Annotated in this window: 26 protein-coding genes; 9 read left to right on the forward strand and 17 right to left on the reverse strand. The window is 31.9% G+C overall.

Annotation, left to right across the window (positions count from 1 at the left end):
* Positions 1-330: 330 nt before the first annotated feature.
* The 6 genes from IAI56_RS00625 to IAI56_RS00650 all read right to left on the reverse strand — a co-directional run bounded on the left by IAI56_RS00625 (position 331) and on the right by IAI56_RS00650 (position 4,036).
* Positions 331-837: a DUF2480 family protein gene (locus IAI56_RS00625; RefSeq protein ID WP_187656033.1), complete on the reverse strand. Its 507-nt coding sequence runs from the start codon at positions 835-837 to the stop codon at positions 331-333.
* A 68-nt stretch (positions 838-905) separates the two neighbouring features.
* Positions 906-1,229: an SUF system Fe-S cluster assembly protein gene (locus IAI56_RS00630; RefSeq protein WP_187656034.1), complete on the reverse strand. Its 324-nt coding sequence runs from the start codon at positions 1,227-1,229 to the stop codon at positions 906-908.
* The gene (locus IAI56_RS00635; protein ID WP_187656035.1) at positions 1,230-1,877 is read right to left on the reverse strand and encodes a hypothetical protein; all 648 of its coding nucleotides are present in this window, start codon (positions 1,875-1,877) and stop codon (positions 1,230-1,232) included.
* Positions 1,878-1,951: 74 nt separating this feature from the next.
* Positions 1,952-2,374 (reverse strand): SufE family protein, encoded by a 423-nt coding sequence (locus IAI56_RS00640; protein ID WP_187656036.1) that lies wholly within the window; start codon positions 2,372-2,374, stop codon positions 1,952-1,954.
* A complete protein-coding gene (locus IAI56_RS00645; RefSeq protein ID WP_187656037.1) occupies positions 2,371-2,811 on the reverse strand; it encodes a hypothetical protein in 441 nt (146 codons plus the stop codon). Before IAI56_RS00645 ends, IAI56_RS00640 begins: the two co-directional genes overlap by 4 nt.
* A gap of 10 nt (positions 2,812-2,821) precedes the next feature.
* The gene (locus IAI56_RS00650) at positions 2,822-4,036 is read right to left on the reverse strand and encodes an aminotransferase class V-fold PLP-dependent enzyme (protein ID WP_187656038.1); all 1,215 of its coding nucleotides are present in this window, start codon (positions 4,034-4,036) and stop codon (positions 2,822-2,824) included.
* A gap of 256 nt (positions 4,037-4,292) precedes the next feature.
* Here IAI56_RS00650 and IAI56_RS00655 point away from each other — a divergent pair, with 256 nt between their 5' ends.
* On the forward strand, positions 4,293-5,651 hold the full coding sequence (locus tag IAI56_RS00655) for a serine hydrolase domain-containing protein (protein WP_187656039.1): 1,359 nt from the start codon (positions 4,293-4,295) through the stop codon (positions 5,649-5,651).
* A gap of 73 nt (positions 5,652-5,724) precedes the next feature.
* Here IAI56_RS00655 and sufD read toward each other — a convergent pair whose 3' ends face one another.
* The 4 genes from sufD to IAI56_RS00675 form a co-directional block, all read right to left on the reverse strand.
* A complete protein-coding gene (sufD, locus tag IAI56_RS00660) occupies positions 5,725-7,041 on the reverse strand; it encodes a Fe-S cluster assembly protein SufD (protein ID WP_187656040.1) in 1,317 nt (438 codons plus the stop codon).
* Positions 7,042-7,109: 68 nt separating this feature from the next.
* Positions 7,110-7,859, reverse strand: a complete 750-nt coding sequence (gene sufC, locus IAI56_RS00665; protein ID WP_187656041.1) for a Fe-S cluster assembly ATPase SufC — start codon at positions 7,857-7,859, stop codon at positions 7,110-7,112.
* Positions 7,860-7,910: 51 nt separating this feature from the next.
* Positions 7,911-9,359 (reverse strand): Fe-S cluster assembly protein SufB, encoded by a 1,449-nt coding sequence (gene sufB, locus IAI56_RS00670; RefSeq protein ID WP_187656042.1) that lies wholly within the window; start codon positions 9,357-9,359, stop codon positions 7,911-7,913.
* 4 nt (positions 9,360-9,363) lie between these two features.
* Complete coding sequence (locus IAI56_RS00675) at positions 9,364-9,693, reverse strand: HesB/IscA family protein (protein ID WP_133532390.1); 330 nt, start codon at positions 9,691-9,693, stop codon at positions 9,364-9,366.
* A gap of 141 nt (positions 9,694-9,834) precedes the next feature.
* Here IAI56_RS00675 and IAI56_RS00680 point away from each other — a divergent pair, with 141 nt between their 5' ends.
* Both IAI56_RS00680 and IAI56_RS00685 read left to right on the forward strand, forming a co-directional pair.
* Positions 9,835-10,689, forward strand: a complete 855-nt coding sequence (locus IAI56_RS00680) for an MBL fold metallo-hydrolase (protein ID WP_187656043.1) — start codon at positions 9,835-9,837, stop codon at positions 10,687-10,689.
* A gap of 220 nt (positions 10,690-10,909) precedes the next feature.
* Positions 10,910-12,493, forward strand: coding sequence for a S8 family peptidase (locus IAI56_RS00685; protein ID WP_187656044.1), 1,584 nt, complete (start codon positions 10,910-10,912; stop codon positions 12,491-12,493).
* Between the two features lie 175 nt (positions 12,494-12,668).
* Here the strand turns inward: IAI56_RS00685 and IAI56_RS00690 are convergent, their stop codons facing one another.
* From IAI56_RS00690 to IAI56_RS00700, 3 genes are read right to left on the reverse strand one after another with little or no spacing between them, the layout of a single operon-like run.
* The gene (locus tag IAI56_RS00690; protein ID WP_187656045.1) at positions 12,669-13,118 is read right to left on the reverse strand and encodes a hypothetical protein; all 450 of its coding nucleotides are present in this window, start codon (positions 13,116-13,118) and stop codon (positions 12,669-12,671) included.
* Complete coding sequence (locus IAI56_RS00695) at positions 13,118-14,167, reverse strand: hypothetical protein (RefSeq protein ID WP_187656046.1); 1,050 nt, start codon at positions 14,165-14,167, stop codon at positions 13,118-13,120. Before IAI56_RS00695 ends, IAI56_RS00690 begins: the two co-directional genes overlap by 1 nt.
* 38 nt (positions 14,168-14,205) lie before the next feature.
* On the reverse strand, positions 14,206-14,436 hold the full coding sequence (locus IAI56_RS00700; RefSeq protein ID WP_187656047.1) for a hypothetical protein: 231 nt from the start codon (positions 14,434-14,436) through the stop codon (positions 14,206-14,208).
* A 109-nt stretch (positions 14,437-14,545) separates the two neighbouring features.
* Here IAI56_RS00700 and IAI56_RS00705 point away from each other — a divergent pair, with 109 nt between their 5' ends.
* The 6 genes from IAI56_RS00705 (at position 14,546) to IAI56_RS00730 (ending at position 20,148) form a co-directional block, all read left to right on the forward strand.
* Positions 14,546-14,896, forward strand: a complete 351-nt coding sequence (locus IAI56_RS00705) for a helix-turn-helix domain-containing protein (protein WP_187656048.1) — start codon at positions 14,546-14,548, stop codon at positions 14,894-14,896.
* 13 nt (positions 14,897-14,909) lie between these two features.
* Positions 14,910-16,772 (forward strand): M1 family metallopeptidase, encoded by a 1,863-nt coding sequence (locus tag IAI56_RS00710; protein WP_187656049.1) that lies wholly within the window; start codon positions 14,910-14,912, stop codon positions 16,770-16,772.
* Between the two features lie 78 nt (positions 16,773-16,850).
* Complete coding sequence (locus tag IAI56_RS00715) at positions 16,851-17,264, forward strand: hypothetical protein (RefSeq protein WP_187656050.1); 414 nt, start codon at positions 16,851-16,853, stop codon at positions 17,262-17,264.
* Between the two features lie 2 nt (positions 17,265-17,266).
* Positions 17,267-17,650 carry a ribonuclease P protein component gene (gene rnpA, locus IAI56_RS00720; protein ID WP_187656051.1) on the forward strand — a complete coding sequence of 128 codons (384 nt, stop codon included), beginning with the start codon at positions 17,267-17,269 and terminating at the stop codon, positions 17,648-17,650.
* A gap of 45 nt (positions 17,651-17,695) precedes the next feature.
* On the forward strand, positions 17,696-19,333 hold the full coding sequence (locus IAI56_RS00725) for a S41 family peptidase (RefSeq protein ID WP_187656052.1): 1,638 nt from the start codon (positions 17,696-17,698) through the stop codon (positions 19,331-19,333).
* A 2-nt stretch (positions 19,334-19,335) separates the two neighbouring features.
* The gene (locus IAI56_RS00730; protein WP_187656053.1) at positions 19,336-20,148 is read left to right on the forward strand and encodes an OmpA family protein; all 813 of its coding nucleotides are present in this window, start codon (positions 19,336-19,338) and stop codon (positions 20,146-20,148) included.
* Here IAI56_RS00730 and IAI56_RS00735 read toward each other — a convergent pair.
* The 4 genes from IAI56_RS00735 to IAI56_RS00750 form a co-directional block, all read right to left on the reverse strand.
* Positions 20,145-20,591 carry a GNAT family N-acetyltransferase gene (locus IAI56_RS00735; RefSeq protein ID WP_187656054.1) on the reverse strand — a complete coding sequence of 149 codons (447 nt, stop codon included), beginning with the start codon at positions 20,589-20,591 and terminating at the stop codon, positions 20,145-20,147. The two genes, IAI56_RS00730 and IAI56_RS00735, sit on opposite strands and share 4 nt — an antisense overlap.
* Positions 20,592-20,593: 2 nt before the next feature.
* On the reverse strand, positions 20,594-21,568 hold the full coding sequence (locus IAI56_RS00740; RefSeq protein ID WP_187656055.1) for a DUF4837 family protein: 975 nt from the start codon (positions 21,566-21,568) through the stop codon (positions 20,594-20,596).
* Positions 21,569-21,608: 40 nt separating this feature from the next.
* On the reverse strand, positions 21,609-23,888 hold the full coding sequence (locus IAI56_RS00745; RefSeq protein WP_187656056.1) for a LysM peptidoglycan-binding domain-containing protein: 2,280 nt from the start codon (positions 23,886-23,888) through the stop codon (positions 21,609-21,611).
* Positions 23,889-23,976: 88 nt separating this feature from the next.
* Complete coding sequence (locus tag IAI56_RS00750) at positions 23,977-25,164, reverse strand: phosphoglycerate kinase (RefSeq protein ID WP_187656057.1); 1,188 nt, start codon at positions 25,162-25,164, stop codon at positions 23,977-23,979.
* Positions 25,165-25,229 lie beyond the last annotated feature (65 nt).

Raw genomic sequence — 25,229 nt, forward strand, 5'->3', positions numbered from 1 at the left:
GTAGCAAACAAAAATGTTATTGAAAGTAAAATTTTCTTCATTTTGTTAGATTTTAAATTTTCGGGTGCAAAGGTAACAATACATTTGGCTTGACCAAAATATTATTAAAATCTAACTTTCTAGCAACTAATTATTTAACATGATTTCGATTTTAGTTTTTTAAAATCAATGATTTTAAAAAACTAAAATAAATAGTTCCATTTTACAAAAAATTAAAAGTAAAAAACTAAAACCATTAAGAAATTAAGTTTCATTAAGTATTGTTGTGCTTAATTACCTTAACTTCTTAATGGTTTATAAAATCAATTAAAATTTTATGTTGAAAAGGAGTTATTTAGCTTTTTTGAATAATGGAACTGCCGAACAAGCTTCGCCATACATCACACTTTTAGCTACTTTTTGAAGTTCTTGAATAGCAAAGATATAAGCGCTTTCTGGAACAGGTTTTTTGGAACAACCTTTCAAGATAATGGGTTTGTCTTGATATTGCGTGTAATCAATTTTAGATAAAATCTCTTGATATAATGAAGTTTCCAAATCATTTATTGTTCCTAAAACCACTTTTTGGGCAAACGAAGAAACATGAGTTGTTACTAAAATACTTGCCCAAGCAGGCAAAATAGCATCGGTAGAACAATGAATGGCAACTAAATGATTTTGATATTGCGACCAATCGTGATTTTTCAATGCTTCGCGAAAGTCTTTTTCTTTAAGTAAAAAACCTTCATAAAGCCATTGGGAAATATCAATTTGTGTTCGAATTCCGATTGGATAATAATCTTCCAAATCGAAAACTTCGAGCGATGAATTGGCAACTTTATTGATGATTTCGTCCATTTTTTAGTTTTCAGTCGCAGTTTCCAGTCGCAGTTATCTGAATACTGTGACTGGAAACTGAATACTAATTAAAGCATTCCTAATTCTAATTTTGCTTCTTCACTCATTAAATCTTTGCTCCACGGTGGATCGAAAGTAATTTCTACTTCGCAGGATTTAACGGTGTCGATTTTTTGGATTTTTTCTTCTACTTCACGAGGTAACGTTTCGGCAACTGGACAATTAGGCGAAGTTAAAGTCATCAATACTTTTACATCGTTGTCTTCGTTAATCATTACATCATAGATTAATCCAAGTTCGTAGATGTCTACAGGAATTTCCGGATCATAAATGCCTTTTAAAACCTTTACTACATTTTCTCCTAAATTTATTTCGTCTTTAAATTCTTCCATTTATTTATAATAAACTGATTTTAGTTCAATTGTAACATCAATATTTTTTATTTTTTCTATTCCAAACTCATTATTAACAAATAATATTGGAGACACGAATTTAGGCAATCTTTTGTTAAAGAAAACCAAGTTTTTAATTATAAAATCTCCATATGAACTTGAATAAAAACCATGATTTTGACTTTCAATAAATTCAATTTTTTTTGAAATTTTACTAAATTCATGTTCGTAACTCACTCTAGGATAAGTTATTTTCTCAATTTTTTTTACAAAATCGAATTCTTGCCTATATCCAAAATTATAAAATCGTTCTCTAAAATATTTCTTGAAAATCAATTTTGTTTCATCATCACCTCTAACAACATTAAAAATTGTTTTCTTACTTACTACATAATGTATCGCATTTATAGTTTCATTGGAATGATAAATGATACTCTTTAGCTTTTTTCTATTATTATTTCCAAATCCTTTATGTGGAGAAAACCCACAAATAACTGTGGAGTCTGATGGATGTTTTTTCAAAATGTATTTTGTATCCGGAAAGTCTATTTGAAACAATAAAGTATCCGCAAAAACTCCTTCATCATTAATTATATAATTTGACTTTTGTTCATAAACAAAATGGATTTCTTGAACATCTTTTGGCATTTTTTCATAAACCAACTGTGAAAAACAATTCCAAAAAGAAAAAAAAATCATTACACTTAAAAACCTCTTATATTTCATATTTTTTTTACACTAAATGCTAAAGCATACATTTTTATTTGTTTTATCATTGAAACCAAACCGTTGGCGCGAGTTGGTGATAAATGTTCTTTTAATCCAATTTCGTCAATAAAATCAGTATTGGCATCCAAAATATCCGAAGCTTTTTGATTGGAAAAAGCACGAATTAAAATCGCAATTATTCCTTTGGTTAAAATCGCATCACTATCGGCAGTAAAAACTACTTTATCATCATTTTGCTCACCATGAACCCAAACTTTTGACTGGCAACCTTTAATGATGTTATCTTCAGTTTTATATTGTTCGTCAATTAATGGCAATGATTTTCCGAGTTCGATGATGTATTCATAGCGTTGCATCCAATCATCAAACATTGAAAATTCATCAACAATTTCGTCTTGTATTTCTTTTATTGTCATTCTTTTTCGTCGGTTAATGCCACAATTTTATTTACTAAACCTTCAATTTCAGCTGGTGGAAAACCATGATCAAAATCTACCGTTTCAAAGTTTTTATCCTGATAACGAACTTTCAAATCAGCAATTGCTGCACCATCATAATGGCGTTTTTGTGTTGGATCTTTTAAATCAGGAAAAGTTTCCAAATTTGTTTTTTCAAACAATGCAATCAACTCTTTCCAATCACTATCTGATATTTTCGTCTGAGTTTGTGTCATAGAATCTGGCGTTCTTCCTTTGGAAACGGTTGCCGTTTGATTGTTTACGATAATCTTCAAATGAAAACCACGTGTATGTGCTGAATATTGCAAAACTGCATTATTAATGTCATTTTGAGCTTCGTTACTGCAACTTTTTCCAAGGAAAATAGTTAGTAAAATCATTCCTATTGCTTTCATATTCTTAGTTTTAAGACAACATCATTTTCGCTTTTTTCACCGCTTCTACAAAAGTATCAATTTCTTCTTTAGTATTATAAAAAGCAAAACTCGCTCTTATTGTTCCAGGAATTTGATAAAAATCCATAATCGGTTGCGCACAATGATGTCCTGTTCGTACTGCTATTCCTAGTTTGTCAATAATTGTACCAATGTCATACGGATGAATTCCTTCTATATTAAACGAAATTACCGATGTTTTTTCTTTAGCCGTTCCGAAGATTTTCAGACCTTCAATTTCTAATAGTCTTTTTGTTCCGTATTCTAATAATTCGTGTTCGTAGGCTTGAATGTTTTCAAAACCAATTTCATTCAAATAATCAATTGCGGTTCCAAGCACAATTCCTCCAGCGATATTTGGTGTTCCTGCTTCAAATTTATGTGGCAAATCGGCATACGTAGTTTTCTCAAACGAAACTGTAGCAATCATTTCACCGCCACCTTGATATGGAGGTAATTTTCTAAGCCATTCTTCTTTTCCGTATAAAATGCCAACACCTGTTGGTCCGCAAATTTTATGTCCGGAAAACACATAAAAATCACAATCCAATTCTTGAACATCTGGTTTTAAATGTGGTACAGCTTGTGCGCCATCGATTAAAACTGCCGCGCCAACTTCATGTGCTTTATCAATAATATATTTTATCGGGTTTAAAGTTCCCAATGCATTCGAAATATGGTTTACAGTAACCACTTTAGTTTTATCCGAAAGTAATTTATCAAATTCTGAAATAATCAATTCACCTTCATCATTCATTGGAATTACTACCAATTTTGCACCCGTTTTTTCACAAAGCATTTGCCAAGGCACAATATTACTATGATGTTCTAATGCCGAAACCAAAACCTCATCACCAACTTTTAAAATCGATGCAAAACCATTAGCAATCGCATTAATAGAGTGTGTCGTTCCAGATGTAAAAATTACTTCATATGGGAATTTAGCGTTAATATGATTTTGAATTTTACCACGAGAAACTTCATAAGCATCAGTAGCTAATTGACTTAAGGTATGAACGCCACGATGAATATTGGCATTTATTTCTTCGTAATATTTTGTAATGGCATCAATAACCACTTTTGGTTTTTGCGAAGTAGCACCGTTATCAAAGTAAACAAGTTGTTTCCCATTCACTTTTTGAGTAAGTATGGGAAAGTCGGCTCTTATTTTTTGTATATCTAACATGAATTATTTAGAAAAAATCTAAATACAAAAGTACACATTTTGAAATGGTTTTTTATCAAACGTTTGTTAATAATTGTTGAATGTTTTTACAAACCATATAAGTCATATAAGTTCATTTAAGTTAAAGCATATTTATGTAATAATCTATTACTATTTTTCAATTTGAGTACAGCGAAATAAAATTACCAAATTCTTATATGTGCTTAAATACCTTATATGTTTCAATTTTTATAACTTGCATCAAAATCTATTTATCATGAAAAAATTCTTCAAAATATTCGCTGTTTTAGTCCTATTACTTTTAGTTTATCTTCGAATAGAAATTTATCCACAACTTGACTTAATATCTGGTTTCTCTGCTAAAAGTGTTGCTTCTGGACATTTTTTAGACAATCGTTCCTTGGAAACCATCCAACAAGGTGATAATGACATTGATAAAATAGACTGGGCAACCAACGAAATTAATGATACAGAACGATTTGTGACTTCAAAAGTTTACGGATTTAAAGAGCGAAAAGCCATTTATCGTGAAGGTTTGGGTGCAACTTTAATTAATGATGATTTTGATATTTCAAAACCTTATAATGTTCCGAAAAGAAACAAATTACAGAACGATTTACCTTTTCCTTATGGAAACAACGAACCCAAAGACACCGTTTTTTCAAATGTAAATTACGAAAAATTAAACGCTGCTGTTGCTAATGCTTTTGATAAAAAAGGCATAAAAGACAAGCGAACACGTTCAGTGATTGTGATTTATAAAGACAAAATTATTGCTGAAAAATACGATACAGGTTTCAACAAAAACTCAAGAATTTTAGGTTGGTCAATGACTAAAAGTTTGACTGCAACCTATTTTGGAATTCTTCAAAAACAAGGCAAAATCGATATTTCAAAACCAGCTCCAATTGCCGAATGGAAAAATGACGAGCGCAAGAACATCACTATCAACGATTTACTTCACATGAATTCTGGTTTAGAATGGGAAGAGAATTATTCTAAAATATGTGATGCTACCAAGATGCTTTTTATTGAAGAAGACATGACGCAATCTCAAATCAACAAACCATTGGTTGGAAAACCGAATGAAACCTGGAATTACTCATCTGGAACAACTAATTTATTGAGTGGAATTTTGCGAAAACAGTTTAAAACTCATCAAGAATATCTGGATTTTTGGTACAGTAGTTTGTTTGATAAAATAGGTATGAATTCTGCTTTGGTAGAAACCGATATGGCTGGAAATTTTGTTGGTTCGTCTTATGGTTGGGCAACTACAAGAGATTGGGCAAAATTTGGATTACTCTATTTACACAAAGGCAATTGGAACGGCGAACAAATCTTTGATGAAAGTTGGGCAAAATACGTGTCAACACCAACGAATACTTCAAATGGACAATATGGAGCACAATTTTGGTTAAATGTTGGTAAAAAATTCCCAAATGTTCCTAATGACATGTATTATGCAAGCGGTTATCAAGGGCAAATGGTTGCGATTTTCCCAAGTCACGATTTAGTAATTGTTAGAATGGGTTTAAAAGAAGACCCTGAATTTGATTTTAATGGTTTGTTGAGTGGAGTTGTTTCTAGCTTAACCGCAAAGAGCGCAAAGTAAAAAATCGCAAAGAGCGCAAAGTTTTTTAATCATTGCGCTCTTTGCGAATTCTTTGTGTGTTTGCGGTTAAACCCTACAAATCAAACCCTAAATTAACACCCAATTTATTAGCAATAATCTTAGTAATTCGTTGTTTTAATTCAGGTATTTTTATGCTTTCTATTACACTATTTGAAAACGCATACATCAATAGTGCTTTAGCTTCTTTCTTTGGAATACCGCGTTGTTGCATGTAGAACATGGCGCTTTCGTCTAGCTGACCAATTGTGCATCCGTGTGAACATTTTACATCATCGGCGAAAATTTCTAATTGTGGTTTGGCGTTTATTGTAGCTTTATCACCAATTAAAATATTGTTGTTTTGCTGAAAAGCATCTGTTTTTTGAGCTTCTTTTTCTACGTAAATTTTTCCGTTGAAAACTCCTGTTGAGCTGTCGGCAAGAATGGTTTTGTAGTTTTGATGGCTTTCACAATTTGGCGTTGCGTGATTTACAAGTGTGTAATGATCAACGTGTTGCTTGTCGCCAATAATGGTAATTCCTTTCAAAGTAGAATCAATTCTCTCTCCAAAATGATAGAAATTCAAGTTATTTCTGGTGATGTTTCCACCAAAAGAAAACGTGTGAACCGAAACTCTACTTTCTTGTTTTTGAGAAATATAGGTGTTATCAATTAGGTTTGCTGTTAGCAAATCGTTTTGAATTTTGTAATAATCAACGATAGCACGTTTTTGAGCAAAAATCTCAGTAACTGCATTTGTCAACACGGGATTTTCATTCAACGATTGATGTCTTTCAATGATTTGAACATGAGCATTTTCACCTACAATTACCAAATTTCGAGGTTGCACCATCAAAGCATTTTCAACTCCTGTCGAGAAATAAATAATTTCAATTGGTTTTTCAACCACTTTACTTTTCGGAACATTAATGTACGCACCTTCATTTGCGAAAGCGGTATTCAACGTAGTTAAAGTCTCGTCTTTACTAGCAATTTTATTGAAATACTCGTCAATAACCATTTTGTATTTTGGTTTGGTCAATGCCGATGACATTAAGCAAACATCCAATCCATCATGTGTAGTTGATGATAAAAACGAAGAGAATTTTCCATCCACAAAAATCACTTTATAGGTGTCAATTTCGTGAAGGAAATACTTCTTAACCTCAGCAAATTCAATAGCATTTTCGTGTTTTGGAAAAACGGTGAAGTCATTTTTTAAGATGGCGTTCAACGAAGTATATTTCCATGCTTCCTCTTTTTTGGTTGGGAAACCTTTATTTTCAAAGTTTTTTATAGCCGAAGTACGCACATCATGCAACTGCGAAGTCACATCGATTTGTTCTTCAAATGCCATGAAAGACGATACTAATTTTTCTTTTAAATCCATTTTTTCAGTATTCAGTCGCAGTATTCAGTCGCAGTTTCTGTAAACTGTGACTGAGACTGTAAACTCTTCTAGTTCAATTCAGTTTTAATCCAATCGTATCCTTTTTCTTCTAATTCGTAAGCCAACTCTTTTCCGCCTGATTTTACGATTTTTCCGTCCATTAAAACGTGAACAAAATCTGGAATAATATAATCTAACAAACGTTGGTAATGCGTGATTACTAACACTGCGTTGTTTTCGTTTTTCAATTTATTAACGCCATTAGCTACGATACGAAGTGCATCAATATCCAAACCTGAATCGGTTTCGTCTAGAATAGCGATTTTTGGTTCTAACATCGCCATTTGGAAAATCTCATTGCGTTTCTTTTCTCCGCCTGAAAAACCTTCGTTTAGCGAACGTGATAAAAACTTACGATCAATTTCTAATAATTCCGATTTTTCACGGATTAATTTCAGCATTTCGTTGGCTGGCATTTCTTCTTTTCCGTTGGCTTTTCTACTTTCGTTGATTGCCGTTTTCATGAAATTGGTAACTGAAACTCCTGGAATTTCAACTGGATATTGGAACGACAAGAAAACACCTTTGTGAGCGCGTTCTTCTGGTGCTAATTCTGAAATATCTTCACCTTCTAAAAGGATTTCGCCTTCAGAAACTTCATAATTTTCATTTCCTGCAATGATAGAAGAAAGTGTTGATTTTCCAGCACCATTTGGTCCCATAATTGCGTGAACTTCTCCTGCGTTTATCTCAAGATTAATTCCTTTTAATATTTCTTTGTCTTCAACTGAAGCGTGTAAGTTGCTAATTTTTAACATTTTATTCTTTTATTTTAAAACCATTTAGGGAATATAAGTTCATTTAAGTTTTTATCCTACCGAACCTTCTAACGAAATTTCCAATAATTTTTGTGCTTCAACAGCAAATTCCATTGGTAATTTATTTAAAACTTCTTTACTGAAACCGTTTACAATCAACGCAATAGCTTTTTCGGTTGGAATGCCTCGTTGGTTACAATAGAAAACTTGGTCTTCACCGATTTTAGAAGTCGTTGCTTCGTGTTCGATTTTGGCTGATGAATTTTTGCTTTCGATATACGGAAAAGTATGCGCACCGCAATTATTTCCCATTAAAAGTGAATCACATTGGGAGAAGTTTCTAGCATTATCTGCATTTGCACTAATTCTAACTAAACCTCTGTAACTGTTTTGTGATTTTCCTGCCGAAATTCCTTTAGAAATAATAGTCGATTTAGTATTCTTACCCAAATGAACCATTTTAGTTCCAGTATCCGCTTGTTGGAAATTATTGGTTACGGCAATCGAATAAAATTCGCCTATCGAATTATCTCCTTTTAAAACCACTGATGGATATTTCCAAGTAACGGCCGAACCTGTTTCTACTTGTGTCCATGAGATTTTTGCGTTTTTTTCGCAGATTCCTCTTTTGGTAACGAAGTTAAAAACACCACCTTTTCCTTCTTTATTTCCTGGATACCAGTTTTGAACTGTTGAATATTTTATTTCGGCATTATCTAAAGCAATAAGTTCTACAACAGCTGCGTGCAATTGATTTTCGTCACGACTTGGAGCTGTACAACCTTCAAGATACGATACGTAACTTCCTTCGTCGGCAATAAGAAGTGTTCTTTCAAATTGACCTGTTCCTGCTTGATTGATACGGAAATACGTTGATAATTCCATTGGACATTTCACACCTTTTGGAATATAACAGAAACTTCCGTCAGAGAAAACAGCCGAATTTAAAGCTGCATAAAAATTATCTCTTTGTGGTACAACCGTTCCTAAATATTTCTGAACTAATTCTGGATATTCACGAATTGCTTCAGAAATACTCATGAAAATAATACCTTTTTCAGCCAATGTTTTCTTGAAAGTAGTTGCTACCGAAACCGAATCGACTACAATATCCATAGCGATATTGTTCATCTTTTTTTGCTCATCGATAGAAATTCCGAGTTTTTTGTACATCGCCAAAAGTTCAGGATCAACATCGTCAAGAGTTTTGTTTGGATCGGCTTTTTTTGGCGCAGAATAATACGAAATCGCCTGAAAATCGGGTTTTTCATAATTAACATTTGCCCATTCTGGTTCCACCATTTCTTGCCAAGCACGAAAAGCTTCAATACGCCAATCGGTCATCCATTGCGGTTCATCTTTCTTTTTAGAAATCGCACGAACAATGTCTTCGTTTAACCCAATAGGAAACGTTTCCGAGTCTAATTCGGTATAAAATCCGTATTCGTATTCTTTGTTTTCTAATTCGACTTTTAAGTCGTCTTCAGTATATTTTGCCATAGTTTTATAACGAAAAGCTTTCTCCACAACCACAAGTTCTGCTTGCGTTTGGATTATTAAAAACAAATCCTTTTCCGTTTAATCCGCCAGAAAATTCTAAAATTGTTCCTGCTAAATACAAAAACGATTTCTTTTCTACGGCTATTTTCACATTATTATCTTCAAAAACTTTATCGTTTTCTCCTATTTCTTTGTCAAATTTTAATTCATATGACAAACCTGAGCAACCGCCACTTTTTACGCCAACACGAACATAATCGGTAGCCGCATTGAAACCGTCTTCTTCCATCATAGAAACGATTTTTTTACTTGCTGATTCAGAAACTTGTATCATGGTCTATTTTGATTTTGTCTAAATTAACTGCAAAGATACTTCATGTTGGCTATTTTGCAACATAATCTAACATTTTTATAACGAATGACTAAATAGAAAAAATTGATTTTATTCTATAAATTTGTAAAAAATAGTTACAAAATGAAAATCTACCCTATAGAAACCGGCAATTTCAAGCTTGACGGCGGAGCGATGTTTGGCGTTGTGCCAAAAACCATTTGGAATAAAACCAATCCAGCAGACGAAAATAATCTTATTGATATTGCAGCACGTTGCATGCTGATAGAAGACGGAAACCGATTAATCTTGATTGATACCGGAATGGGAAACAAACAATCAGAGAAATTTTTTGGTTATTATTCGCTATGGGGAAATGACTCTCTTGATAAATCTTTGGCAAAATATGGTTTTCACCGTGATGATGTAACTGATGTTTTTATGACGCATTTGCATTTTGACCATTGTGGCGGAAGTGTAAATTGGAACAAAGACAAAACTGGATATGAAGTCGCTTTTAAAAATGCGAAATTTTGGACTAATGAAAACCATTGGGATTGGGCAACAAAACCAAATGCTCGTGAAAAAGCATCATTCCTTTCAGAAAATATTCTTCCAATGCAAGAAAGCGGTCAATTGAACTTCATTAAAAGACCAAATGACGATTTTGGAATTTGTGATTTAGGATTTGATATTTTTTATGTTGATGGTCATACCGAAAAAATGATGATTCCGCATATTCAATATCAAGATAAAACGATTGTTTTTTGCGCGGATTTAATTCCAACTGCTGGACATTTACCTTTGCCTTATGTTATGGGTTATGACACGCGACCTTTATTAACAATGCCCGAAAAATCAAAATTTTTAACTGCTGCTGCTGAAAACAACTACTTTCTTTGGCTGGAACACGACGCTCACAATCCCATAATTACGGTAGAAATGACTGAAAAAGGTGTTCGATTGAAAGAACGATTTGAAATTCAGGAAATTTTGTAAAAGTGATTAAAAAGCAGTTTATATAAAACCAGTTTGTATTTATTCCCATAAAAGCATTTCTAAAATTCACTAAAATCAAAAGAGATAAATTATCTGATGTGGTAGCTTTATCATATTTTTGATTAATTCGCAATATTTGATACTAAAATATTGTTAATGCTTTTATTTGTTGGTGGAAAAGAAATTATTTTTACAACCATTCAATAAATTTTTTAAAAAAATGAAAGTTATACTTTATTCGCTTATTGCCAGTTTTTCGATATCAGTAGTTGCACAGGATGGAACGACTCGATATACCAAAAAAAAGCCTTTAACTGAAGCTGAACTTCAACGTTGGAGTCATCTCGATTTAGAAAAAGATTCCATTCCTGGAATGAGTGTTGATAAAGCATATGCCGAACTTTTGAAAGACAAAAAAGGACAAAAAATTATTGTTGCCGTAATCGACTCAGGAACTGACATAGATCATCCCGATTTAAAAGGTGCCATTTGGACCAATCCAAAAGAAATTGCCGGCAATAAGAAAGATGACGACAAAAACGGTTATATCGATGATATTCATGGTTGGAATTTTCTAGGCGATTCGTATAATGAAACTCTAGAAATGACTAGAATTTTGAAAAAAGGCGATGATGGTTCAGAAAAATATAAAAAAGCATTAGCCGATCATACCGCTGAATACAAGAAAATAATGAGCTACAAACAACCAGTTGACATGTTGTATGAAGCCGACAAAACCATTCGCGAAGAATTAAAAAAAGAAGATTATACGCTAGAAGAATTGAAAAATGTAGCTTCGGTAAAATATAAATTGTACCAAAGTAAAATGATGATGTTGTCTTATGCAGCTGATTATGGAGAAAAATTCAGAGAAGAATTAACTTCATTTAAAAACCATGTCTATGACAAGTTAAATTACAACTTGAACAAAGAGTTTGACGGAAGAAAAGTAGTTGGCGATAATCCAGAAGATTTCAACGACAGAAAATACGGAAACAACAAAGTTTACGGTTCCAATAAAGAAAACACCGAACACGGAACGCATGTTGCTGGAATTATTGCTCAAAAAAGAAATAACAATATTGGCGGCGATGGCGTTGCAAATAATGTAGAAATCATGGCAATTCGTGCTGTTCCAAATGGCGATGAATATGACAAAGACATTGCATTAGCCATTCGTTATGCTGTTGATAACGGTGCAAAAGTCATTAATGGGAGTTTTGGTAAAGATTTTTCGCCTCATGCCGAATGGGTTTGGGAAGCATTGAAATATGCCGAAAGTAAAGATGTTTTGTTTGTTCATGCCGCTGGAAATGATGGAAAAGATATTGATGTAGAAGAAAATTTCCCAACAGATACCAAAGATAAAAACACCGAAATCGTTTCTAATTTTCTGCAAATTGGAGCTTTAAACTATGAATATGGCGAAAAAATTATCGCAGATTTTTCAAATTATGGGACTAAAAATGTAGATGTTTTTGCGCCTGGAGTTAAAATTTATGCCACTTTGCCCAACGGAAAATACAAATACTTGCAAGGAACATCAATGGCTTCTCCAAATGCAGCTGGTGTTGCGGCGTTAATTCGTTCACATTACCCAAATTTGAAAGCTTCGCAAGTAAAAGAAATCATCATGCAATCGGGTACACCAATAGACATGATGGTAAAAGTAGGAGAAAATGGTGAAAGCCGAAAATTTTCGCAAGCATCCGTTTCTGGAAAAATTGTCAATGCATATAATGCTCTAAAAATGGCAGAACAAATTTCAAGTCAATCAACTATCAAACCTAAAATCAAATCCTAGTTATTGTAATGAAAAACAAAGTAACTTTAACTTTTCTTTTTGGAACTATACTTTGTTTTAGTCAATCAAAAAGTTATTGGCAACAAAAAGTGGTTTATAAAATGGAGGTTTAAAAACAAATAAAAAACTATTAAATATAAAAATGGAACAAAAATTATGAAGTTTTAAAATTTAACTAATTGATTTTTTTAAATATACCATTACTATAGCTATAACTTACTAATGTTGGAAATTCTTCCGTAAATCCTAGACCAAAATCTCTATAGAATGTGTTATTAAAATCTATTAAAAAGCTAACATTGTACATGGATAAGTTTTTATTGTAAAATTTTTTAAAATCAAAATTTTTTAATCCAACGGATATAATTATAAACTGATAATTTGAATATTTCTTATCCCTGATTATACTTTGAAACTTAACAGTACAACTTTCACAATCTGGTATAATATATAAAATTAATTTATTATTTTTACTGTCAAACACTTCTTGCAGTTTGAGCTCAGTATGATTTAAATCATAAAATTTAAATTCATTAATGTCTCTTCCATTATAATTAAACCTGAATGTTTGTACAATTATAAAAGAAATGATAACTATTACAATTCCTATTATATATTTTTTCATTATTTAAATTTTTTATTTATCCAATCGTATTTTTTAAAAGTTAAGCCATTTTGATTAATAGTTTGCTCATTGTAGAGTGAACATTCTAGTTTTGCGCCAATATGATTTCCTTTTGTTTGTATCCCATTTAAAACTCTACTAGAACTCTCCAGAAAATAACTATTATCTATCTTTTTAAATTTGAATTTAAAAGTATCATCCTTAATTTTATATTCGTATTTATCTTTCTTATCAAATGAATTAGTCCACCACGTGTTATTTTGACTTTTTGCAAGAGACATATTTAACTCAATTATCCCAAAATCATTTTTATCTATAATAAAATAACCATTATAAAGTAGCTTTGAATTCCTTTTTTTGGGGAAAAAATTCAATACAAAAAAGTCTTCTGATTCTTGTAGTTCGTAGTTATATAATTTAATATCAAATATTGGTGTTATTTCTTGACTCCCCAAACTACAGTAAACACCAGCGAAAATTGGTATTTCAAAATTATTGCTTTTTAACTCAAAGCCTTCTTGGAAATTATCATTTATTGTTTTTATAAATCCTTTATAAATCACTTTATTTTCATCATTAATCTCCAATCCTTCATTTAGAAAAATGATATTATTAAACAAAAAAATAGTTGTTGAGTCGAATTTAAAACTTATGTTTGATTGGTAAAAATTAAGATTTTTATGATTTTGATTAAATCTTGAAACTTTTATTTTTTCAAGTATTGAAGCAGCTGTTTCATTTGTTTTCTTGATAACGACCTCATCAAGCGAAATATATTTAATTGGATTGAGTTTAACTAAATAATTAATTTTTTCAATTTCTTCAAAACTCAATTCTAAATCATCATAATTTTCAATAACAAAAATAAGTTTATTGATTTTTTTGTCAATCTTGATTTGACCATCAGAATTTGACTTACCTAATAAATCATTTCCACTGTAGACTAATACATCTTGAATAGGTAAGTTATCGTTTTTTGAAATGATATATACAGTCTTAGATTGTGAGTAGGTAATTAAAGAAAATAAAAGAAAAATAAATTTTAACATAATAAAAAATAAGGGCTGTAAACAGCCCAATTAAACATTTACCAAATCCAGTCCCAATTACCATCTTTTGTACAAGATGTTGTGTAACTATTTCCAGTTGCAACTCCAAAAGAATCATATTCTGTATAGGTAATTTCAACTGAGTAAACAGTCAATATACCCAAAAAATTAACTCTTTTTTGACAAGTACTTCTAACTTGCCAAGAATTCGCAAAAGTTGATGAAACAGTCATTAATGACAAAACTGAAACCATAAATAATTTTTTCATAAATATAAGTTTTTTAATTGTTTAAAAAAGCAAATTTATTAGTTTTAAAAAAACAAGTTAATCATTATTTTTATGAATTTATTTATATTTGCAATAAATTATTTAAAAAATGAATAAAATAGGAGAAAAAATCAGAAAGTTAAGAGATTTAAGAGGTTTTTCACAAGAAAGTTTAGCTTTTGAACTTGGATTGACACAGCCTAGCTACGCTAGACTTGAAAAGTATGATGAAAGAATTAGTATAACTCGACTAATTCAAATTGCAAAAATTTTAAATACTACAGTCTCGGATTTGATTGAAGAAAAAACACAGAAAATAAGTCATCAATATAATAATGAAGTCGCTAATTCATATAATGTTGACACAATAAATACAATAATCAATGCTGATAAAGAGCATATAATTACGTTAAAGGAAGAAATACTTTTTTTAAAAAAATTGTTAGAAGATAAGTTTTAATTACCCATTAATTATGCAAAAAATATTTTTATCATTTTTGTTGCTTTTAAATTTTACAAATTTTTACAGTCAAATAAATTTTTACTGGCAACAAAAAGCCGATTATAAAATGGAGGTTTCTGTTGATGCCAAAAACTATCAATATAAAGGAAAACAAACGTTAGTTTACACCAATAATTCCAACGATACTTTAAAAAAAGTCTTTTATCACTTGTTCAACAACGCCTTTCAACCCGGAAGCGAAATGGACTTTAGAAACCAAAACATTGTCGATCCCGATGCAAGAATGGTTACTAAAACAAAAACCGATGACGGAAAAGAAATTAAAGAAAGTAGAATTGCCAAATTAAAGCCAAATGAAATTGGATATTTAAAAATATCTAACTTTAAACAAGATGGAAAAATTACTACTACAAAAGAAGTTGGAACAATACTAGAAGTAACGCTTTCAAAACCTATTTTACCCGGAAAAAAAACAACGTTTACACTTGATTTTGATGGTCAAGTTCCGGTTCAAATTCGTCGGTCGGGAAGAAATAATAAGGAAGGTGTTGAGTTTTCAATGGCGCAATGGTATCCAAAACTATGTGAATTCGATTTCGAAGGATGGAATACATCGCCTTATTTGGGTAGAGAATTTCATGGCGTATGGGGAAATTATGATGTAAAAATTACGATTGACAAAGACTACATTCTTGGCGGAACAGGTTATTTAAAAAACAACAACGAAATTGGTTTTGGCTATGAAGATGATGGAAAAAAAGTGACCAAAAACCCAAATAATCCAACTTTAACTTGGCATTTTATTGCGCCAAATGTTCATGATTTTGCTTGGGCAGCCGACAAAGAATATATTCACGATAAACTTGTTCGTCCTGATGGTGTAACGCTTCATTTTTTATACAAAAACAATCCGAAAATTTTTGATGTTTGGAAACAAGCACAACCTTTAACCTCAAAAATAATGGATTATTATAACGCCAATATCGGTTCATATCCTTACAAACAATATTCTGTTATTCAAGGTGGCGATGGCGGAATGGAATATGCCATGTGTACACTAGTATTGGGCGAAGGAAAATTAGACGGTTTCGTTGGGCTAATTGCTCACGAAATGGGACATTCATGGTTTCAACATGTTTTAGCAACTAATGAAAGTAAACATGGATGGATGGATGAAGGCTTCACATCTTTTATTGAGGATTTAGTTGTTAATGAACTTTCAAACAAAAAAGTGGAAAATCCTTTTAACGGTTCATACAAAAGTTATTCAAATTTAGTCAATTCAAATAAAGAACTTCCATTATCTACTCATGCAGATCGATTTGATGAAAACAGAAGCTATAGTATTTCTTCTTATAGCAAAGGTGAACTTTTCTTATCCCAACTAATCTATTTAATTGGAAAAGAAAACACTATGAAAACATTAAAACGCTTTTATAAAGAGTTTAAATTTAAACATCCAACACCAAATGATATAAAACGAACTGCTGAACGCGTTTCGGGTGCGCAACTCGATTGGTATTTAACCGATTGGACAAAAACCACAAACACTATTGATTATGCTATAAAATCATTTGAAAACAATACAATTACACTTGAAAGAATTGGAAGAATGCCAATGCCAATTGATATTTTAGTAGAATATACTGATGGTTCTAAAGAAAGTTTCCACATTCCGTTACAAATGATGCATTTTGTAAAAGAAAATCCAAATACTAACATTAAAAGAACTGTTTTAACAGATTGGACATGGGCAAAACCAACGTATAATTTCCCTGTTTCAAATCAATCATCGGTTAAAAAAATAACCATTGATCCAAGTGGTTTAATGGCAGATGTGAAAACCGAAAATAATATATTGGAAGTAAAATAATAGTAAAAGCGTTCTTAAAAATTGAACGCTTTTTTTTGGAATAGAATTTGTAGATTTACCACAAATATTTTCTCTATTATGAAATACATTAATTTTCTTTCTTTGTTTTTGCTATTCAGCTTTGCAATTCAAAAAAGCTATTCGCAACCCATTCGTTTTAAAACCAGCAGTGTAAGTTTTACCGATAAAAAAGCAAACGGCAGCTGGAACGAATGGTCGGATTTTGTTGATGCTAACGTATTGATAACACTTGATGCCAAGAAAAATACTATCACTATAAATTCTCAGGAAGTACAATCCTTTAAAATTAAATCCTACGGAGAAATTATCGATAATGATGACGTGAATATTGTACCGTTTGAATGTATGGACAATAAATTTTCCAAATGTCAAATCTTGATTATCACTAAGAAAAAAGAAAATAACCGAATGCAAGTTTACATCAATTACAACGAAGTAAAATTTGTGTACAACATTTACAATGATAAATAAAAATGGATTTTACATATCCAAAAGCCGAAAAACTTAAGAGTAAAAAAACGATAGATTCTCTTTTTACCAAAGGTAAATCGGTTGGAAAATATCCGTTGCGATTGGTTTTTATTCAAAAAGATTTTGAAGATGATGTTCCATTGAAAATGGGTGTTTCAGTTTCCAAAAAATATTTTAAAAATGCCGTTGACCGAAACTATTTCAAGCGAATTCTTCGCGAATGTTATCGGCTTAACAAACACATTTTGATTGAAAATTTAGACCAAAAATATTGCCTAATGTTTTTCTATCAAACCAAAGAAAAACTGAGTTATCAAGAAATTAATGAAAAAACCATTCAGCTTTTTGAAAAATTTGTACTTTCATTAAGAAAAAAAGAAGAATAGAATAACTAATTTCGTTAGAAATAAGGATTTATAAAATACATTTTCATGTTCTCAAAAATTAAAAAACGATATATCATCACCGTTCTTTTGAGCGGATTTTTCTTTGTTGGCGTTAGTTTCAAAGAAGATTTTTTTGAAATTGCTAAACAAATCGAAATTTTTACCAACATTTTCAAAACCGTAAATCAAAATTACGTTGACGAAACCAATCCATCAGAATTAATGGATAAAGCGGTAAAAAGCATGCTTGCCGATATTGATCCATACACCAATTATTTCAGCGAACAAGATGTAATCAAATTCAAAATCAACAATACTGGCGAATATACCGGAATTGGAGCAATGATTACTCGAAAAGACGACAAACTTATCATCAAAGAACCATACAAAGGTTTTCCTGCTGATAAAGCTGGTCTAAAAGCTGGTGACGAAATTACCCAAATAGGCGATGTGTTACTTTCTGATTTTAAAGACGATGCTTCGCAGTTGCTAAAAGGTGCAAAAAACACCAAAGTCGATATAAAATACTTACGATTAGGGAAACCAATGTCAACCCAAATAACATTGGACGAAGTAGAAATAAAAGCCGTTCCATTTTTTGCAAAAATTGACGAAAAAACAGGCTACATCGTTCTTTCTCAATTCAATAAAAAAGCATCTTCAGAAACCAGAGAAGCTTTGGAAAAACTAAAAAATGATGGTGTAACTCAAATCATTCTTGACCTTCGTGGAAATCCTGGCGGATTGCTTCACGAAGCTGTAAATATTTGTAATTTATTTGTACCAAAAGGCGAAATTATCGTTACCACAAAATCCAAAAACGAAAAATATAACAGCACCTATAAAACCACTCGCGAACCTATTGATACGCAAATTCCAATTGCTGTAATCGTAGATGGAAAAAGTGCTTCGGCTTCAGAAATTGTTGCTGGTGCGTTACAAGATTTAGATCGAGCTGTTGTTGTTGGTAGCAGAAGTTTTGGAAAAGGATTGGTGCAACGTCCGTTTGATTTAACTTATGGAACGCAAGTAAAAGTTACCATTTCAAGATATTACACGCCATCTGGAAGATGTATTCAAGCATTGAATTATAGCAAAAAAGACAAAAACGGAAAAGCTACCAAAACCGACGAGAAAAACTTTACCGCTTTTAAAACCAAAAACGGAAGAACGGTTTATGATGGTGGCGGAATTTTACCCGATGTAGAATTGGAAGAAACAAAATTGAGTTCGATTGCCGAAGCCTTGCAAAAAAACGATGCAATCTTCAACTATGTAACCAATTATTATTACAAAAATCCTTCTCTTGGAGATAAAATCCCAACGTTGACCGATGCTGATATGGCCGATTTTAAAGCATTCATAAAAAAAGAAAAAATTAGCTTTGATACTGAAACGGAATTGGCTTTAAAAACCACTTTGGAAAAAGCCAAAAAAGAAAAAATCGATGCGTCAATCGCTGCCGAATATCAACAACTTTTAACCGCTTTGCAAAAAAGTGAAGAGACTTTAATTGATAAAAACAGTAAAGAAATTAAGAATTTACTGCTAGACGAAATCATCAAAAGATACCAATACAAAGAAGGCTTGTATCAATATTACACAAAAAACAATAGCGAAATTAAAAAAGCTGTCACTTTATTCAATAACATTGCAGAGTATAACAAAATCCTAAAAATTTAAGAATGCGATTTTTACAACTTTTACTGCTATTCACATTTGGATTTCTTCACGCACAGGAAGAAGCGGTTCATTCTGTATATTTTGATTTTGATAAATCAACCATCAGCGAAAAACAAGGAGAAGAACTTATCTCTTTTATAAAAAAAACAGATTCTACTAGAATTGAGTCTATAGAAATTTTTGGTTATACAGATGATGTTGGTAAAGAAGCCTACAATTTTAAATTATCAACAAAAAGAGCTTCTGTTATTCAAACTAAAATGATTGAAAGCGGCATTAAAAACAAAATTATTGTTACCATTGAAGGAAAAGGAAGAATCCTTATTGACGATGATATTGTTGAAAATCTTCCTGAGAAACGCTCTAAAAATCGCCGGGTTGACATTGTTATCAATCTAAAACCATTGCCAAAAATTGAAATTCCAGGTTTTTATAATTCCATTCAAAAAAATCATATCGTTGGCGATCATATTTATCTAGACAACATTCTTTTTGACCGCGGAAGTAGTAAATTAACGTTCAAAGCCAAAACCGAATTAGATAAAGTAGCAAAGCTTTTGCACAAATACAAAAACCTTCAGTTTGAAATCCAAGGCCATGTTTGTTGCACGCCACCATATCAAAAAGAAGCGATTGATAAAGAAACGCGAAAAAGAGCACTTTCAACCAACAGAGCTGAATCTGTTTTTAAGTATTTAGCATTTAAGAAAATTCCAAAAAACCGAATGACTTTTAAAGGTTATGGAAATACTGTTCCGCTAGGAAAAGGCGCAGAATATGATAGAAGAGTTGAATTGGTGATTACGAAGATTTAACTTCTTTTCATCTCAATATGCGGAATATCGTCTTCTAAGTACATTTCGCTAGTTTGAATAAAACCATGACTTTCGTAAAATTTTTTCAGATATAATTGTGCCGAAATGGTGATTTTGCTTTCGCCAAAATAAATTCGGATGCTTTCAACGGCTTCTCGCATCAAGATATGACCAATTTTACGATCTCTAAAATCGGGATGTGTTACAACTCTTCCAATTGATGCTTCGGCGAAATAATCATTTGGTTTAAACAATCGTGCATACGCCACAATTTTGCCTTCAAACGTTCCCAAAAGATGTAATGCTTTCTCATCTTTGCCATCAATATCCAAATAAACGCAGTTTTGCTCCACGACAAAGACTTCGCTGCGTAGTTTTAACAATTCATATAGTTCAAGCGAAGAAAGCGTCTCAAATCGCTTTGTTTTCCATTCTAGCAACATGGTTATTTTGTTTTAGGTATTTTGATGGTTTTTATGATGGATTCCAGCTCAAACATTAAATCTCGTTTTTGTTTTGATGGCGCGTAACAAAATCCTTCGAGAACCAAAATTCTATTGTTTGCTTTGTCTTTTATTGCATAATTTATAAATGGTCCAGACATAAAATCGCTATTGATTTCCCAAGTTCCTTTGGTTTCATATACATTGTATTCATTCCAACGAATTTTAGAAAAATAAGGAAAATAAGCTTCTTCGGTTAACATTTTTGCGTTGTTACTTTTGGCATGAATGTATAATTTACCAATAGAATCTCTAACTTTTACAATATCGTTTACGGCATTTTTATCGCGAATACTGTTGTATGGAATTTGATAAATGATGATACTATTGTTTCCGCTGGTAATTTCTTTTTTGAGCCAAATAAAATTTTTCCTTCTTCTAACGTATTCATATTCTATCGGAATTGCTATATCGATATTGAATTTTTTCTTGATTTTATATGTGTTTTGAAGCGAATCTGTAATAATTTGCTGATTGGCTTTGATTTCCGTTTCTCTCATTCGCTTGATGATTTCGGCGGAATGTTTTTCTAAAAGAAAAAGGATTTCATTGGTCGATTTTCCAGTAATGTGAATAGAATTTTGCGTTTCGCCAAATTCATTTGCTTTGATTTCAAAAAGATTTTTATCGCTTTTTTTAACGATTATCATGTTCCGACTTCCTGTTGAAAATCCTTCAAAAAGTTTTACTGGAAATTGTTTTATGGTAAAAAGTGGTTCTTCTTGTGGCAATCCAAGAACAGGTGTCGCAAATTTGTTTCGAATGCTATCGCCAACTTCTGAATTCCATAATTGATCGTCGATAATCACGGAAATAGTGTTGATATGACTAGAATCATCTTGCTTTAACGTGTCCGTTTTTTTTTGACACGAAAACAAAATAGAAACCATTAGAAATAAAAAAAGGGTTTTATTCATGATTATGAAATAAAACCCAAATTTATAGAACATTTTCGGATTAACCGCTAATTTTAAGTTTCATACCTGGTTTTAAACTTTCGTTGTTTATTCCGTTCCATTTTTTGATGTCCGCAACAGTTACGCCAGGATGTTTTTTTGCAATGCTAAAAAGCGAGTCGCCTTTTTTCACGTAATAAAGTTTTACTTTTTCTTTTTCGCTATTAGCAAAAGTTTCTTTTTTGTTTGGTTTTGTATCGTTTACAATAAATAATTTTTTAGAAACTATTAGTTTTTCGCCTAACTTTATGTTGTTGTCTTCTAAATTGTTCCAATCTTTTAAATCAGAAACCGATGCGTTATATTTTTTAGCAATGTTTCCAAGATTATCGCCTGCTTTTACAACATATTCAACGATTTTTGTTTCCGTTTTTGCTTCGGTTACAACAGGTTCTTTTTCATCTGAATTCAAATTCATCAAAGCTAATTTTGAACCCATTTGGACGTTTCCGTCTTCAATTTTGTTCCATTTCTTTAAATCTTCAATGCTAACATTGAATTTTTTGGCAATGTAATAAAGGTTATCTCCTTTTTGAACTTCATAATAATCGCTAGGATTTTGTTTTGCATCTTCTTCATTTTCGTTAGAAGCGACGGCATCATTTTGAGTACTTTCAACAATTCTTGGTTGCTTAACTTCTTTTCTAACTGTTGTAACAACACGTTCGTTCTTAACGATTTTTAAATTTGCACCAAGATTAATATTGTTGCTTTTCAGTTTGTTCCATTTTTTTACTTCGGCAACAGTAACTCCGTGTTTATCGGCAATTTCCCCAAGATTGTCACCTTTTTTTACTTTGTAATATTTAGTAACATCTTTATAAGTAACTACTTTTTCCTCTTTGAAAACTTTAGCCGAATTTGATGCTAATGTTTCTTTTACTGTAGTTGTATCGGTTTTAACTTTGGCAACTTTAGTTTCAGCAACAGCAGTATTTTCTTGAGAAATGGCTTGTTGCGTATATACTTTTAGATTTCTTCCTAATGGTGCGGAATTACTTCTTAATCTGTTCCATTTTTTCAACTGCGCAACGGTAACACCATATTTATCTGAGATTTCGCCCAAACTATCGCCGCGTCTAACTTTATGATATTTCAATTTTGTAGTCGAATCGTTTGAAGCAACTGCCGATGCAAATCTTATATCAAAAGGTTTTTCTCTAAAACTGTCTTCATATTTTGCGTAAGCATAAATTTTATCTTCGTTTGATTCAAAAAGTGCTATTTTATCTAGAGGCAATCTTAAATAGTAATCGTTTCCAGATATTACAGGAACAACTTCTCTTTTATAAGATGGATTTAAAAACTGTAATTCTGCTACTGAAACGTCCAATAAATCAGCAATTTGCTTGAAAGTTAAAGCGTTTTTTACCTGAACAGTATCGGTTGCAAAATGATTGGCAACTGGTTTATGAGGAACAATTCCGTGTTCTTTGTGATATTCAAAAATGTACATCGTAGCTAAGAAAGCTGGAACATAACCTTGTGTTTCTTTGTGTAAATATGGTCTGATATTCCAATAATTTTGTTTTCCGCCCGAACGACGAATCGCTTTAGCAACATTTCCTGGTCCAGTGTTGTAAGAAGCCAAAACCAAATCCCAATCGCCAAAAATACTGTACATGTTTTTCATATACTGTGTTGCAGCTTTACTCGCTTTCATTGGATCGCTTCTTTCGTCAACATAAGTATCGATTTTCAAGCCATATTGTTTTCCGGTTTGGTACATGAATTGCCATAAACCTGTTGCGCCAGCTTTAGAAACTGCTCTTGGGTTTAACGCCGATTCCACAACAGCCAAATATTTAATTTCCAAAGGGATATTGTGTGCCGCTAATGATTCTTCGAATAATGGAAAATAGTATTGTGAAATTCCCATTAATCGCTCAAATCCTTTTTTACGGTTTTTCAAAAATGACTTTATAACATTTTCTAAACCAACATTATACTCGATATTGAAAGGAGATTTTTCGTCTAATTTCTTTAATCTTTCTTTTAATAATTCGGTTGGCAATTCATAATCAACTTTTTCATCAACATTGATGTTTTTAATGTCCAATGTCATTTCGTTGTATAAATCCAAACTCGCTAATTCCTTCATCCACATACTATCGATACACGAAGCTAAATTATCGCGAACAAAGGTCGTTTTGATAGAATCGAGATACTGTTTTTTGGTTAAAGGAACTTTTTCAATTTTAGCAGGAATGATAGTGTCTTGAGCAAAAGTTGCCGCAGAAACAAAGATTACTGCAAGTGAAGTTATTTTTTTTATAATCATAACTTTATTTTATTAAAGTTTCGTTTGTTTTTTGTTTGTATATGTTTACTAACGTAAATAATTGTAATATATTGTATTAGCAAAAAATTTATTCTAAAATAGCTGCAATTCCTGGTAAAACTCTTCCTTCAAGCATTTCTAACATTGCTCCGCCACCAGTAGAAACGTAACTCATTTTTTCTTCAAAACCGAATTGTTTCACTGCAGCAACCGAATCGCCACCACCAACAAGAGAAAATGCTCCATTTTCTGTAGCTTCTGCGATGAAATTTCCTAAAGTGATTGTTCCTTTGGAAAAATTTTCCATTTCAAAAACACCCAATGGTCCATTCCAAAGAATAGTTTTACTGTTTAAAATTACTTCTTTGAAATTCGCTAACGATTTTGGTCCAGCGTCTAAACCTTGCCATCCATCAGGAATTTCGCGAACGTCAACTATTTGTGTGTTAGCATCATTTGAAAAAGCATCGGCTGCAACAACATCAACTGGAATGTGAATTTGAACATTTTTTGCTTTTGCTTTTGACAAAATTTCCAATGCTAAATCCAATTTATCGTTTTCACAGATTGAATCGCCAACATTTCCACCCAACGCTTTAATGAACGTAAAAGTCATTCCACCGCCAATAATCATGTGGTCTACTTTGTCTAAAATATTTTCGATAACGGTAATTTTTGACGAAACTTTTGAACCGCCAAGAACTGCTGTTACGGGTTTAACTGAATTATTCAACACTCGGTTTAAACTTTCAATTTCTTTGGCTAAAAGAGTGCCAAAACATTTATCGTTTGGAAAAAACTGAGCAATTATGGTTGTGGAAGCATGCGCTCTGTGAGCTGTTCCAAAAGCATCGTTTACATAAATATCTCCTAGCGAAGCTAATTCTTTGGCAAATTCAACATCGCCAGCTTCTTCTTCAGCATAAAAACGAAGATTTTCAAGAAGTAAAACATCGCCGTTTTGAATATTTTTTACAGCATTTTGAGCAACTTGACCACGGCAATCGTCAACAAAAGTTACTGATTTTTCTAAAACTTGAGACGTTGTTTGAACAATATGACGAAGTGAATATTTGTCCTCTTTTCCTTTTGGTCTTCCAAGATGTGACATCAAAATTACGCTTCCACCATCGGCTAAAATTTTATCAATAGTTGGCTTTGCGGCTTCAATTCTATTGGCATCAGTTACATTAAAATTTTCGTCTAAAGGAACATTAAAATCAACTCTAATTATGGCTTTTTTGTTTTTGAAATCGAAATCTTGGATTGTTTTCATTGATTGTGACATTTTTATGAATCCTTGCAAATATAACAAAATTAAATTTTATGGTTCTTTTTTGT

The sequence above is a fragment of the Flavobacterium macrobrachii genome, from assembly GCF_014486675.1.
Taxonomy (GTDB): domain Bacteria; phylum Bacteroidota; class Bacteroidia; order Flavobacteriales; family Flavobacteriaceae; genus Flavobacterium; species Flavobacterium macrobrachii.